Origin of the sequence: Fodinibius salipaludis, from assembly GCF_002287075.1 — a bacterium.
Lineage (GTDB): Bacteria > Bacteroidota > Rhodothermia > Balneolales > Balneolaceae > Fodinibius > Fodinibius salipaludis.
The window spans coordinates 96,104-110,165 of sequence record NZ_NSKE01000005.1 but is presented as its reverse complement, the minus strand read 5'-3'; the positions used below and the strand labels follow the sequence as shown (position 1 = coordinate 110,165).

Annotated in this window: 11 protein-coding genes; 9 read left to right on the top strand and 2 right to left on the bottom strand. The window is 44.0% G+C overall.

Annotation, left to right across the window (positions count from 1 at the left end; all coding sequences use genetic code 11):
- Nucleotides 1–35: 35 nt before the first annotated feature.
- The 3 genes from CK503_RS07995 to CK503_RS07985 all read left to right on the top strand — a co-directional run bounded on the left by CK503_RS07995 (nt 36) and on the right by CK503_RS07985 (nt 5,669).
- Entirely contained in the window at nt 36–2,507 is a 2,472-nt protein-coding gene (locus CK503_RS07995; protein WP_095606278.1) for a TonB-dependent receptor, read from the top strand.
- Between the two features lie 132 nt (nt 2,508–2,639).
- Nucleotides 2,640–3,533, top strand: a complete 894-nt coding sequence (locus tag CK503_RS07990; protein WP_095606277.1) for a GntR family transcriptional regulator — start codon at nt 2,640–2,642, stop codon at nt 3,531–3,533.
- 153 nt (nt 3,534–3,686) lie between these two features.
- Complete coding sequence (locus CK503_RS07985; protein ID WP_095606276.1) at nt 3,687–5,669, top strand: DEAD/DEAH box helicase; 1,983 nt, start codon at nt 3,687–3,689, stop codon at nt 5,667–5,669.
- A gap of 97 nt (nt 5,670–5,766) precedes the next feature.
- On the opposite strand, the gene mnmC2 is transcribed toward CK503_RS07985, so the two are convergent.
- Nucleotides 5,767–6,546, bottom strand: coding sequence for a tRNA (5-methylaminomethyl-2-thiouridine)(34)-methyltransferase MnmC2 (gene mnmC2, locus CK503_RS07980; protein ID WP_095606275.1), 780 nt, complete (start codon nt 6,544–6,546; stop codon nt 5,767–5,769).
- Nucleotides 6,546–7,853, bottom strand: a complete 1,308-nt coding sequence (locus tag CK503_RS07975; RefSeq protein WP_095606274.1) for a DUF4097 family beta strand repeat-containing protein — start codon at nt 7,851–7,853, stop codon at nt 6,546–6,548. The genes mnmC2 and CK503_RS07975 overlap by 1 nt, the downstream gene beginning before the upstream one ends.
- Before the next feature lie 146 nt (nt 7,854–7,999).
- On the opposite strand from CK503_RS07975, the gene CK503_RS07970 reads away from it, so the two are divergent.
- From CK503_RS07970 to CK503_RS07945, 6 genes are all read left to right on the top strand, one after another.
- The gene (locus tag CK503_RS07970) at nt 8,000–9,196 is read left to right on the top strand and encodes a M20 metallopeptidase family protein (protein WP_095606273.1); all 1,197 of its coding nucleotides are present in this window, start codon (nt 8,000–8,002) and stop codon (nt 9,194–9,196) included.
- A gap of 63 nt (nt 9,197–9,259) precedes the next feature.
- Nucleotides 9,260–10,360: an NAD(P)/FAD-dependent oxidoreductase gene (locus tag CK503_RS07965; protein WP_095606272.1), complete on the top strand. Its 1,101-nt coding sequence runs from the start codon at nt 9,260–9,262 to the stop codon at nt 10,358–10,360.
- Between the two features lie 90 nt (nt 10,361–10,450).
- Nucleotides 10,451–11,419 carry an isoaspartyl peptidase/L-asparaginase family protein gene (locus CK503_RS07960; RefSeq protein ID WP_095606271.1) on the top strand — a complete coding sequence of 323 codons (969 nt, stop codon included), beginning with the start codon at nt 10,451–10,453 and terminating at the stop codon, nt 11,417–11,419.
- A gap of 165 nt (nt 11,420–11,584) precedes the next feature.
- Entirely contained in the window at nt 11,585–11,800 is a 216-nt protein-coding gene (locus CK503_RS07955) for a hypothetical protein (protein ID WP_217988371.1), read from the top strand.
- A 16-nt stretch (nt 11,801–11,816) separates the two neighbouring features.
- Nucleotides 11,817–12,335, top strand: a complete 519-nt coding sequence (locus CK503_RS07950) for a cupredoxin domain-containing protein (protein WP_095606270.1) — start codon at nt 11,817–11,819, stop codon at nt 12,333–12,335.
- Entirely contained in the window at nt 12,332–14,008 is a 1,677-nt protein-coding gene (locus tag CK503_RS07945) for a b(o/a)3-type cytochrome-c oxidase subunit 1 (RefSeq protein WP_095606269.1), read from the top strand. Before CK503_RS07950 ends, CK503_RS07945 begins: the two co-directional genes overlap by 4 nt.
- The last annotated feature ends 54 nt before the right edge of the window (nt 14,009–14,062 follow it).

The window sequence follows — 14,062 nt, the reverse complement described above, 5'->3', positions numbered from 1 at the left end:
CTTAATAATAAATCCCAACAAAAAGGGGAGTACATATGAAAATACAATCAATAATAGCAGTGTTTTGCTTTTTGTTGTTCTCGGTGATGGGAGCAATGGCGCAAAATACAGGGACTATAGAAGGTACGGCAACTAATCAGGAAACAGGGGAAACAATGCCCGGGGTGAATGTATCTATTGTGGGTACAAACCAAGGGGCAGCAACAGGCCCCAATGGACAATATGAGATCAGTGGACTTGAGCCGGGTACGTACCGAGTAAAGGCTACGTATTTAGGATTTTCTGATTATCTGAGTGAGCAGATTACGGTTGAAGCGGGAGCATCGCTAACGCATAATATACAGATGCAGGAAACCGTATGGCAGGGCAACGAGGTTGTGGTGACGGGTTCGCGACGTCCTGAGAAGCTGTTGGAATCGCCTACCACGATTGAAAGAGTATCGCCCGAGGACCTGGAAATGTCGGGTGGGTCTACGTTTATGTCGTCGCTGTCAAATCTTAAGGGGGTAAATTACAGTAATGCCGGTATAAATACGCAGCTTATTTCTGCACGGGGATTTAATAGCAGTTTCAATACACGACTATTGTTTATGATTGACGGACGCTTGGCAACACTTGGAGCAACCGGTTTGCCGCAGGGTAACTTTTTGCCGGCCAGTAAGATTGATGTAAAAAATATGGAGGTTGTATTAGGTCCGGCTTCTGCTTTGTACGGACCAAATTCGGGGTCGGGTGTAATCAACATTACGACCAAAGATCCGTGGGATGATTCGGGAGTGACTGTTTCTTCAAGGGTAGGTAATCAGAGTTTGGCTGATTTTACATTTCGTGCCGCCGGAACGGTGAACGATAAGTTTGGCTGGAAAGTTACCGGTCAATATATGGAAGCGGAGGATTTTAAACCTCAGCGTGAAGATAATCTTCATTTTTATCGGACGGATGTTACGGACACAAGCGATCCCAGTAATATTTTTGAAGCGGATGTAGTTGAAGATTACGACGTGGGTGCCAAAAAGATAAATGGGTCGCTCTATTATAAACTTGGCGGATGGACGGTCTCCGGGAAATACGGTTGGTCATCTACGAGTCAGTTTTCTTTGACGGCGAATGGACGTAATCGTATTGAGGACTGGAAGGTTAATTACCAGTCACTTACGGCAAGTAATAATCACTGGTATGCCCAGGTTACGCGAAATGGAAATGAGGCCGGCAGTTATCAGTTAAACCAAGTAGTTACCGCTGTTCAGGCGTTAGTAAATCAGGGGGTTCCGCTGAGTCAAATCCCGCTGGGTGATATTCGTGAGAGCGTTGCCTTTGTTGATGACACCAAGATTTATGATTCGGAGTTGCAATATAACAATACGTTTGGTGACCTGGATCTGGTAACTGGGCTTAATTATCGGAATATGCTGCCGGAATCTGGAGGAACCTATCTTGACGATGCCGGTGATAAAGACATCAGTCGAGAATTGTTTGGCGGTTACGCCCAGTTGGGATATGATGTGGTGCCGGATAAATTAGAATTGGTTGCAGCTGCTCGCGTAGATGAGAATACGGACTATGATATGCAGTTTAGTCCCAAGGGATCGGTTGTTTATACGGTTGCGGACGGGCACAATGTAAGAGCTACTTACAACCGAGCATTTACATCGCCCACTATCTTGCAAAGTCATGCTTTTATACCGGTAGCTAATGCTCTTGGTCCAAATTATGCATTATTGATCAAAGGTAACTCAGAGGGATATACGATACAGGATCCATCTGGAAGTGTTGCTGGTACGATTAATCCCGTAGAACCTGAAGAAGTTAACTCAGCGGAGTTAGGCTATAAAGGGGTTTGGGGACAAAAATTATTTGTCGATATCGTCGGGTATTACTCATGGTATAAAAATTTTATTGGCACGCAGATTATTGCCGACGGTGCTAATACTATTGCCTATCAAAATGGCAGTGAGGTGGAGGCACCCAACAGTAATTTTACAGCTGTTCAAACCTACGTTAATTACGGTGAGGCGGAAGTGCAGGGTATGGATGTAGGGCTTAATTATTACTTTAACGATCGGTATAGCATGAATGCAAGTATGTCTGCCATTAAGCTTGCCAGTTTCACTAAAGAGCTGGGAAGATCAGATCTTCCGCTTAATACCCCGCCGGTAAAAGTGAAGGGAGGTTTTACTGCTAAAGACTTCTTTACTTCATCAACATTTACTGAACCGTTTGTGAAGGTAAACGGGCGCTGGCGCGATAGCTACCAGTATGTTTCGGGATATTGGAATAGTGATGTATTGTTAGATGATGACAACAATCCCAATAACAAAGCAGAGCTTCCGTCTAAGTTTGAGCTTGACGTAAGTGCCGGCTTTGATATCATGGATACCGGTTTTACGGTTAAGGGAAGTGTTAATAATTTGCTGGATACCGAAAATGTGGATCTGCTGGGTACTGCTCCAATGGGTCGTACATTCTGGTTGTCGGTGCAGTTTGATTTTGATGGATTACAGTTCTAAATCCGGTAAATTATAGCCTTAAAGGTCTGTTCCTATTTTGGGAGCAGACCTTTTTTATTTGAAATCATCAATGAGAAAGAGTATTGAAACACCTATCTTTTGTGCGTTAATTGTCAATGCATTCCAGATCCTTTGAAAACCTCTGCCAAATATATTGCTGATCGCATCCGGCTGATGATTGCCACCAAGCAATTCCAGGTGGGAGAGACCTTACCGTCTACCCGGGAGCTGGGGCAACAGCTGGAGTCGAGTTTTCATACCGTGCGCAAAGCGTATCATATTTTAGCGGATGAGGGCCTTATTCGCGGAGAGCGGGGGAAGGGTTTTATCGTGGAACGGCAGAATACCAATCTTGATAAGGCTGATCGCCTCGAAATCGGCGCCGATAAAATGCGTAAGCTTTTGGAAGAGCTGATTGGTTATGGACTGGATGAATCAGAAATAGATGAGCTTTTCCAGGAGCAGCTTAGTTTTATGGATTGGCCCGATCGTATTGAAAGCTGTGCCAGTATCGGTGAAACGAATGAGCTGGGACGCATGCTGGCTGATGCAATAAAACAGGAAGTGGGTGTCCGCAGTAAAATTTTAAACGCCAATCAGTATAATGAAACAGTCAAGTTTGATGCCCTTTTTGTGCCGATACAGCTGGTCAATAAGTTCCGCGGATTTGCTGAAAAGGGTCGTCTGTTGCCTATTGTTTACAGTATAAATCCGGATACGTTGCTGTCGATAGTAGATCGTGCGGCTATTGATACGATTGGTTTGGTAACGGCAGATGATCAGTCAATTCCTAAAATTATTGATGAACTGAAAACGAGTATTAAGTTTGGGGGATCATTTGTGGCGGGAGCTACGTATGGAGAATCATTGCCTCTTTTTGTCCGAGAAACCGACTTGATTTTGTATACCTTGGAAAGTGCTAAGCTGGTAGAGAAAAAGATTCCCGAGCGACGACGCATTATGTTAAGATACAGCATTTCGGAGCAGAGCGCCGATACCATTCGGGCTGAGCTTTGGGACCAATAAGCAATGAAGAATTAGGAATGTTATAAGTGTTTGACTATTAGTGTCCTATTTTCAACTTCCAGTAACCAGTAACCAGTAACCAGTAACCAGTAACCAGTAACCAGTAACCAGTAACCAGTAACCAGTAACCAGTAACCAGTAACCAGTAACCAGTTGTCTGACAAGAAAATAAAAAAGCTGTTAACACGTGCTATTGAGGCGGTGTCCTCGGAGATAGAAACGGTACGCGAGAAGCCGGCCCGAGATGTTTTGTTTGACGGTAAGCGGCGCGATGACCATCCCCCCAATGCTTTTTATTACGAGTTCGAATCCCGTAATACTTCCCTTCGTTTTGCAGAAGTTATTAAAGGAGAGATGGAGGATCATGAGGATGAGCTGGAATTATACCCGGTTTCTGTAGAGGATGAAAAAGTAGTGCTGGACTTTCCTCATAATTTTGGATCCACTTTGCCCAAGGTACAGCTGGAATGGGAAAATGATTTTGTATTGCGACGTCTTCGCATGGAATTGGAGAATCTGCTCGAATCGAAAGATAAAGAAGCCCGAAAACGGATGGGGCGCCTATTTTATCCTGACCCGGATAAACACCACAATTATGATGAAAATACCCGCGTGCTCGATGACAGCAGACGTAATGAATCCCAGCACGAATCGCTTATAAAGTCTTTGCAAAATGAAGTACTCTACGTGTGGGGACCGCCGGGTACAGGCAAGACCTCTACGCTGGGATTTATGATTGCCAATTATCTAATTAAGGGTAAGCGCGTGCTTTTTGCAGCCAATACGAATCGGGCGGTGGATGTGGGACTGTTGAGTGCATTGCAGGCACTGACATCTGTAGAGAAAGAGCATCTCGAAGAAAAGGTTACACGATTTGGAGAGATGGCTTTGGATAGTGATCGCCTGGCGAATGTGATTTTTGATCAACATGTAGAGCAAAAGAAACAGGAGGGTAAGGAAAAAGCGGGTAATTTAGATAACCTGTTGGGTGAATATCAGAAGCTGCAAAAGGAGATTGACAACCTGATAGAGCATGGTGAAAGTGTACCCGAAGAATTGGAGGAGCGTATCAACATGCTGGGCGAACGTGTAGATGAACATGGTGGAGAGGCGGCCCTGGAAGAGAAAATCGATCGTTTGATCACCGTGAATGAGCGGGTTGAGTTGGAAAGAAAGCAACTTGTGGCTACTACTTTGGCTAAGGTCTGTACTTCAGATCTCTTTGATGGACAAACGTTTGATGCGGTTGTGATTGATGAGGCTTCGATGGCAAACTTGCCATATTTGATGGTACTTGCTGCAAAGGCAAAGTCGCATGTTGTAGTTGTAGGTGACCCTATGCAGTTGCCGCCTATTGCGTTGACGGACGATGCACATGCTCGGAAATTTTTGGAGGAGGATATTTTTACATTTGCTTCGAGTGCTGATACTACAGAAGATCTTTTTGAATGGCACGATCAAAATCGTCCGCTTACTACTTTTTATGACACCCAATACCGGCTTAATGAAGATTTGGCCGAAGTGTTGAGTACGGTCTTTTACGAAGGACGTTTGAAAACGGCAGAAGCAGATCAGGATTTAGATCCCGCTATAACTCCGCAAGAGAGTAGTGCACCCACGGTTAATGTGATTGACAGTCAAAAATATGGTCCGGTGCTAACACAAAAAGATGAGGGCCGTGGATTTAGTCCGGTTAACGAGGTGCACAGTCATATTTTGATTAAAATGGTGAGGCGGTTGGTACTGAAGAATCAGGTGCCGGTGGAAGAAATCGGGATTATTGTGCCGTTTCGAAGTACAGTTTATGACATTCGTAATGAACTGTACGAAAACGATTTTGGGATGATTGAGGTGGGGACTATTCACACGTTTCAGGGACGTGAAAAGGATGTTATTATTTTTGACACGGTGATGAGCGGTGAGCAACAGTATGGTCGGCGGCGACATTATTCGGTGCGTCCGTTTGATGAGGACAAAAATGGATTGGCAGTACCCCGGTTGTTAAACGTAGCTTTTTCACGGAGCAAAGAACGGTTGGTGTTGCTGGCTGATATGGACCACATCAACAAGGTTTATGCCGATAAATTTTTAGGACGACTGCTGCGACGGTTTCAGAACCAGGAAAAAGGGCAGTAATCTTGGTTTGATGCTGGGTTTGCTGTCGGATGAGTAGTAATGTCTGGATATTGACTCTATTCCATCTGATGGCTAACCCAGCCAGTGGATGGGATCCTTAGTCAAAGTCTCCCTCCCCGTAGCGGTTGGCGTAATGTTCTTCGTTGATACGCTCGAAATTGGAAAGTGGTTCCTCACTCGGTGAAGCAACAATCATTTCCCGTTTGCCCAGAGCACCCTGTGTTTTTGCTACTTTCCATCTGGCCCATGCCATCGCTCCTTGGGCTTTGGAGGCCGCGCAATAAGTTGTTAGCATTGCCTCGTCATGACTAAAACCGGCTAATCTTTTAAATGTATCGCCCGTCCACAACTCTGGGTTAACATCCGGGGAAAAGGCATCATGGAAAATGTAATCAGCTTGTAGATTATCAGGACTGAAATCTTCGAACATTCCATGAAATAGATGAAGGGTAATATTGGGAGTGAGCGAAAATTTATTCATCCCGTTAGATAGGCCATTAAAAATTTTGGCCAAATGATTGATCAGTTCGGGATGGTTGAGGTGCTGGCCATAGTTTAGATTTTCTGCAGTTTGGGGACTGATTGGAAATCCCTCGATAGAATAGAAATCGACGGTGGAATTTGAGTTAAAGTCCAGGTAATAGTCCATCAGTAAAAGAAGGTTGAGTCCGGTACCGAAACCTACCTCCAAAATGGTAGCAGGATTAGAGTTTTGAATATCATCTAATAGTTGGGATTGCTCAAAAAAGACGTGCTTGCTTTCTGCTACGGCCCCATTGGGATTATGATAGTGTTGGTCAAATTGGGAAGAGTAGAGCGTGTGAGAGCCGTCGCGAGTAGCTACCAGTTTTGATTGCTCTTTCTTTGGTTCACTCATTAATCGTTAGCGTTGATATTCACATTTCCATATCCGCAGTTGATAACGATAGGGAGTCCGCCACCGTTTAGTGTTCCCGTAATACTTCCACGATTTTTTGTGCCGTCAAAACTAAATACATCATCTAAATTTACCGACGTGCCGGATATATCCAAATCAGCAGCGAAGTCTTTGGGCAAGGATAGTGAAATATTACCGGCAGAAGTAGTGAAGCGCAACTGATCGTGAGCTGATTTAATAGTAGAAGAAATATTGCCGCCGGAAGTTTTTGCAGAAATACTACCTTCGGCATCTTGTATATCGATATGTCCGCCGCCTGTTTTGACCTCCAGGTTACCACCGGTTTCTTGTATTTTGATATGGCCGCCCCCGGTACTCATTGCTATATCGCCAAACACTCGATTGGCGGTGATATGACCACCGGACGTCTGAGCATTAGTTGTTCCTTCAAGGTCCGATACGGTAATATGACCTCCAGATGTAGTTAGCTTTTGGGAGTTTTTCAGCTGATTGGCGGTGATATGTCCGCCGGATGTATTTGCTGTAAGCGCAAGATGTTTGGGAAGAGATAACGTTGCTTCCAGATTTATTTTTTCTGAAATAGAACTCCCGTTGGCGGATGTTACCTCAAATTTGGCATCAGCATTAGCAAGATTTTTTTGAATATTTAACTCCCGAGCAATTACAGCAGGATCGTCAATATCACCGGTAACGCGAAGGGTGATCTCACTGTTGGATGAGCCATTACCAACGATATTCAGATTTCCAAAACCGACTGAGAAATCAAGAGATTCAAAATCATCGGCAGAAAACGAGTCTTGATATACAAAAACACCGGGACTCACTTCTGTCCATTGCGATTCATCGACATCGTACTTTCGGTTGATATACAGCTTTTGGTCCTGAAGCTTAACGTTAAAGTCATTTTGATTAACTTTTTGAAGTTCTCGCTCGAGCTGTTGCAGTCCTACCTGTAAACTTTCCTCATGAAAATCCTTTTGTGCGTGCTGTTGTATTAATTTGTCCAGATTCTTGATCTCAAATTCAAGTTGCTGGAGGTTTTTCAGATCGTCGATATTGCGAAGTTTTTCAAGATTTTTAAGCGATTCCAAGTTTTGGAGATCAATCACGATGGAATTTGGAAGCGAAGGAGGTGTTGGTGCTGACGGGGGACTTCCTTCGGATTGCCATTCCGTAGCTTCAGAAGAGGAATCAGAATTGGGAGTGTTTGAGAGCAGATACACCGCAATACCGATAAATGTGATACCGGCTAATACAATTTCCCAGGAAATATTGCGCTTAATCATGATTTTCTTGTTAGATCATTGGATAATGCATTGTTTAACTTAAAACCTTTACGAAAACGACAGTGATATTGTTGCAGAATTATCCTCATAGACTTTCAATAAAATTCCTATTTTCAGGAACAATCCATCTTAAATAAACAAGACGTATGGAAGTAACTAAATTTAAAGAGAAGGCAAAAGCATATCACAGGAAAATAGTGGATGTTCGTCGTCACTTGCATCGGCATCCAGAGCTGAGTTATCAGGAGCATGAAACGACTGAATTTATTGTCAACCAGCTCGATGAGCTCAATATTCCTGTTGATCGTCCCCTTGAAACCGGATGTGTTGGGATTATTGAAGGAGGAAAGTCATCCTCAAAAGTAGTTGCCTTGCGTGCAGATATTGATGCTTTGTCTATTACTGAAGAGGGAGATCACAAAGAAGAATTTTTGTCAGAAAATGAAGGCGTAGCTCACTGTTGCGGACATGATGCTCATACCGCAAATTTGTTGGGGGCGGCGCATATCCTGTCCGATTTGAGGGATGAAATTGAGGGAACGGTGTTGCTTGTCTTTCAGCCGGGTGAAGAAAAACTGCCGGGCGGCGGGCGGCTTCTCTGTGAGACGGGCTACCTGCAGGAGAAGGGAGTTGATGTTATTTATGGATTGCATTCTTATCCTGAGTTGGAACCCGGGCAAATTGCCGTAAAGGAGGGGCCGCTGATGGCACGTCCCGACGAGTTTAGGATTGAAGTTATTGGGAAAGGCGGTCACGCGGCTTCGCCACACCAGGCGGTGGATCCTATTGTGATGGCATCACAGATTGTAAATCAGCTGCAAACGATTGTAAGCAGAAATGTGAATCCCACCGAGTCTGCGGTAGTGACGGTGGGAAAGATCAGCGGCGGATCAGCGCATAATATCATTTCCGAAAAGGTAGAACTGCTGGGTACAGTCAGGACCTTTGCCCAGGAAACAGCTGATATGATCAAGAATCGTATTGAGGCTATTGTTAAAGGGATTACAGAAGCTTCCGGGGGGCGTTACACCTTTGACTTTGATTACGGATATCCTGCGGTAACGAACACTGATTGGGCGACAAATAACTTGGTTCATTCCGCTAAAAATATTTTGGGGGATGAACAGGTACACTTGTTGGATGATCCGATTATGGCCGGTGAAGATTTTGCATTTTATCAGCAGGAATTTCCGGGTGCGTTTTTCTTTTTGGGAAGTGGCAGTGAAAAGACGGATTCAACGTACAGTTGGCACCATCCCAAATATAATATCGATGAAGATTGTTTTTTGACAGGCGCAGCACTTATGGCATCCCTGGTTTTTGAGCCGATTCCTAAAAGTTAAGCACCGGTATTCTATGATTTTGTTTTGATACTGCGGATTGTTTTAAAGTAAATAGTTATATGTATGAGTTATTCATCTTCGTTCTGGGAAAAAGATTCATTCTTGAAACCGTATGACCTTGCTATTGTCGGAGCTGGGATTGTGGGGTTGTCGTCGGCCTTGTTTTATAAGCAACAAAATCCATCCGCCAGAGTAGCGGTGCTTGAACGAGGATTTTTGCCGCAGGGAGCCAGTACGCGCAATGCCGGTTTTGCTTGTGTAGGATCGATCGGGGAGCATCTGGCGGATATGGAAAAAGATTCAGAAGAAAATATAAAAGAGCGAATAAAACGTCGGTATGAAGGTTTGGAGCTTTTAAAGCAAACACTCGGAGAAGAGGCTATTGGATATGAACACTGTGGTGGGTATGAATTCTTTAAATCCCGAAAGAAGTTTGAGAAAGTATCGGCCCAGATTGATCGGTTTAACGGATGGATGCGGGCGCTGATAAATGAAAACGAGGTTTATTCTAAAGATGAATTACAGGGATATCCGGTAATAAGAAATAGGTTGGAGGGAGCGTTGCATCCCGGTAAAATGATGGAGGCGCTGGCGAAAAAGGTGAGTTCTGTTGGGGTTGATATCAAGTGGAATAGCAGGGTGGAGGATGCAACGAAAGATGGGATCGTTAGTATTGCTAACGGATTGGAAATCGAATCTGATAAGGTATTATTTGCAGCTAATGGGTTTGTCCAAAGGTTGTTGCCTGAACTTGAGATAAATCCGGCGCGCGGATTTGTGATGGTAACAAATGAGCAGGAGAATTTTCCGTGGAAGGGGATCTTCCATCACGACCGGGGCTATGTTTATTTTCGGAATGTTGGAAACAGGTTGTTAATTGGCGGGGCTCGTAATTTGGATAAAGAGGGAGAGCAAACTGATCAGTTTGGAACCAATGGAACGATTAAATTACACCTCAAGGAGTTTGTTTCTGGAGTATTGGGGTGTGGAAGTGATTGGAACATCGATTACGAGTGGTCGGGAATTATGGGCTTTTCACCTACTAAAACACCTATTGTAAAACAGCTTGATAGAAATCGATTTGTGGCTGCGGGGTTAAGCGGAATGGGTATTGCTATTGGGATGGAAGTTGGAAGAGGGGTGTCAGAAATGCTCGAATCGTAGCAAATATATGCTCCTTTTTACTTAGATTTTGTTGCACTTTATAGTGCTAAATGAATTCTAATGACATATTAATCTCTGAAAAATTGATTTATGATTAGTCGGAAAAGATTTTTGAAACTTACAGCCATGGGTGGATTGTTGCCCGTTAAAAATTTAGCGACAGATTTTACCGATGGTGGTTCAAGCGGTAGAAAGCCGGTCGTTGTTTCGACATGGAATTTTGGAAAAACCGCAAACGAAGCAGCTTGGGAGATTTTATCCCAAAATGGCTCTGCTTTGGATGCAGTAGAGGCCGGCGTCCGGGTACCGGAAGGCAACCCTGAAGTGCGGACGGTTGGTTATGGTGGTCGACCTGATCGCGATGGGTTCGTAACACTCGATGCCTGCATTATGGATGAGAATGATCAATGCGGATCGGTGGCGGCCTTACAGCATATTAAGCATCCTGTTTCGGTGGCGCGAAAGGTAAAAGAAGAAACACCGCATGTGATGTTGGTGGGACAGGGAGCCTTGGATTTTGCTCTTGACCAAGGTTTTGAAAAAGAGGATTTGCTGACGAAAGCATCGCAAGAGGACTGGGAGGAATGGCAAAAAAATACTGAATATCAGCCAGAGATTAATATTGAAAATCATGATACCATCGGAATGATAGCGCTCGATAATAACGGAAACTTGTCGGGAGCGTGTACGACCAGCGGAACGGCTTGGAAGATGCATGGAAGGGTGGGCGATTCTCCGCTTATCGGTTCCGGTTTATTTGTGGATAATGAAGTTGGAGCGGCTGTTGCTACGGGATTAGGAGAGGAAATTATCCGTATTGGTGGAACCCACTTGGTGGTGGAGAATATGCGCCGCGGTGATTCGCCCGAACAGGCTTGTAAACATGCTGTAGAACGTATTGTTAAAAAAAATGATTCAGTTGAGGATATTCAGGTTGGATTTATTGCCATCAACAAAGAAGGCCAGTTTGGTGGGTATAGTATTCAAGAGGGGTTCAATTATGCCGTTTTTGATAAAGCGGGAAACCGACTGCTTGATTCGTCTTATTGGGTTAATTAAAAAAAATAATTCAATATTAAGAGCAGTTGGTATCGATGCATATTTGAAGCTGATAAGTTTTGACAAATTGAATCTAAATAAAATATGGGGCTTGAAGTTATACTAATTTAATACTTAATTGTCTCCAAACAATTGGGCAGGCTAAATAAAAAATGAGCTCTTGTTATGCCAGAAGAAAAAAGTAATCCAACTAACAATAACGAATCTGAAAAGAGCTGGGAAGAACGCAATCCGGATATAGTTCGCGAAATAACGATTGATGAGTATCAGCCTTACGGTACGTTAACACTCACATTAATCTACTTTGCTATTGTAGCGTTGATGTGGGTTTTCATGTATTTCGTAGAATTTGCCGGAAATGCTCCTTCCATCATAGATTAGTTAACAAACCAAAGATATGCATATACATAAGTTCGAACAGTTCTGGATAAAACTATCCTTTGTACTGATTGCCTTTTTTATCGTTACCGTGGTATATGGTTTTGTAGCGATGGATTTAAAGGTGATCGGAGATCATGCAACTATTGATCCGCAAAACCTGGCTGACACTAAGTTTGGTAATCCGGGTGTACGTGAAGTGACTCGTAATGGTCAAACTGAATATGAGGTTTATGTGCAAACTATTCAGTTTGCTTTTAATCCTGGAACCGCACAACCTATTGTGGTACCGGCTAATACGCGGGTTACGTTTTATATAACAAGCCCTGATGTGTTGCACGGTTTTGATGTCGCGGGAACCAATCTAAATACGATGTCTATACCGGGGCAGGTAGCAAAATTTACGACGATCTTTCCTGAAGTACGAGAATATGGAATCGTCTGTAATGAGTATTGCGGACCGGCCCACCACGTTATGGAGGGTAAAATAAAGGTAGTACCTAAATCTGAGTTTGATAAAAGTAATCTGGTAGAATGACATTTATACACAAGTATCCGAAAGCTGCAAAAGTTGCCAAAGCTAATTTCATTGTTGCTTTTATAGCGCTTGCTATTGGAGGGCTCTTTGGATTTGTCCAAGCCCTGCACCGTACCAATGTCTTTCGCGGATTTTTTAATTCCGGGGAATACTATACGCTATTAACAGGCCATGGGGTATTGCTGGCATTAATTTTCACAACATTTTTTATCGCTGGCCTCTTTGTATGGGGCGTAACGCGAAGTCTCGATCGCGAACCTGAGAATTTGACGTTTACCTGGTCATGGTTTTGGCTGATGACCATTGGATTGGTGATGGCGACAATAGCTATCTTGGGAGGACTCGTTCCGGATAGTTCGATCCGAGCTGCTGTGCTCTATACTTTTTATCCGCCTTTACAAGCTCACCCGATGTTCTACATTGGGCTGGCCCTTGTAGTAGTAGGTTCGTGGATGGCCGGTGCAGACTGGTTCTGGTCATACAGAAAATGGCGGGCGGAAAATCCGAATGAACGGATTCCTATCCTCGCATTTATGACCCTCTTTACTATGCTAATGTGGTACGTTTGTACTATTGGCTTGGCCCTCGAGGTTGTGGGATTATTGATTCCATGGTCGCTTGGATGGGTTACAGAAATTGAACCCTTACTGCCGAGAACGCTATTCTGGTTCTTTGGTCATGCTGTTGTGTACTTCTGGCTGTTACCGGCTTACTACGTATGGTATGCTATTTTGCCGAAGCTTTCAGGTGGACGCTTATTCAGTGATTCAATGACTCGGATTGTCTTTATCATCTTCTTACTGCTTTCTACCCCGGTAGGATACCATCATCAATATGCTGATGCAGGAATTTCTGTTGGATTTAAATTCTATGCTATGGCGACAACGCTGTTAATTCTGTTGCCAAGTTTAATTACGCTGTTTACGGTTGTAGCCAGTATGGAGCACGGAGCCCGACAACGTGGCGGGAAAGGATATCTTAAGTGGATTGGCAAGCTCCCCTGGGATAGTCCCGCGTTTGTAGGTTGTGCGCTGGCTGGAATTATGTTTGCTGCCGGCGGTTTTAGCGGAATGATTAATGCCTCAATGAATATTAATGTTCTGATTCATAATACCATTTGGGTGCCGGGGCACTTTCACTTGACCGTGGGAACAGCGGTAGCCCTAACCTTTATGGCCATCACATACTGGCTACTCCCACAGCTTACCGGTAGAAAGCTTAAGTATAAAACGCTGGCTTTGATACAACCATACGCGTGGTTCTTGGGGATGACGTTAATGTCAAACGCAATGCATCGTGCCGGACTTGCGGGGGTACCCCGACGTACCGCAGAGCCCGAATATTCAGGTTTTGATTTTGAGCCTATTTTTGGGACAATGACCGAAATGAAATGGCAAATTGCTATAGGCGGTACCATCCTTATGATTTCGCTGATACTCTTTCTGTGGGTGGTCGTTGCCTCATGGCTTGCCGGTGAAAAATCTGACAAACCGGTAGATGATTATATTCCCGAACCATTGTCGGGTGTAGAGCATACCCCGGCTATATTGGATAATATGAAGCTGTGGTTTGGATTGGCACTCTTACTGGTCGTTCTGGCTTACGCCTTCCCACTTTGGGAGATGGTGGCTGACGGTATCTTTTCACCGGGTGCACTGCCGAGACCATCTTGATAACCTAAATTTGTTAGATGAATAAAGTCCTTGTCTGTTTACTATTTTTGAACG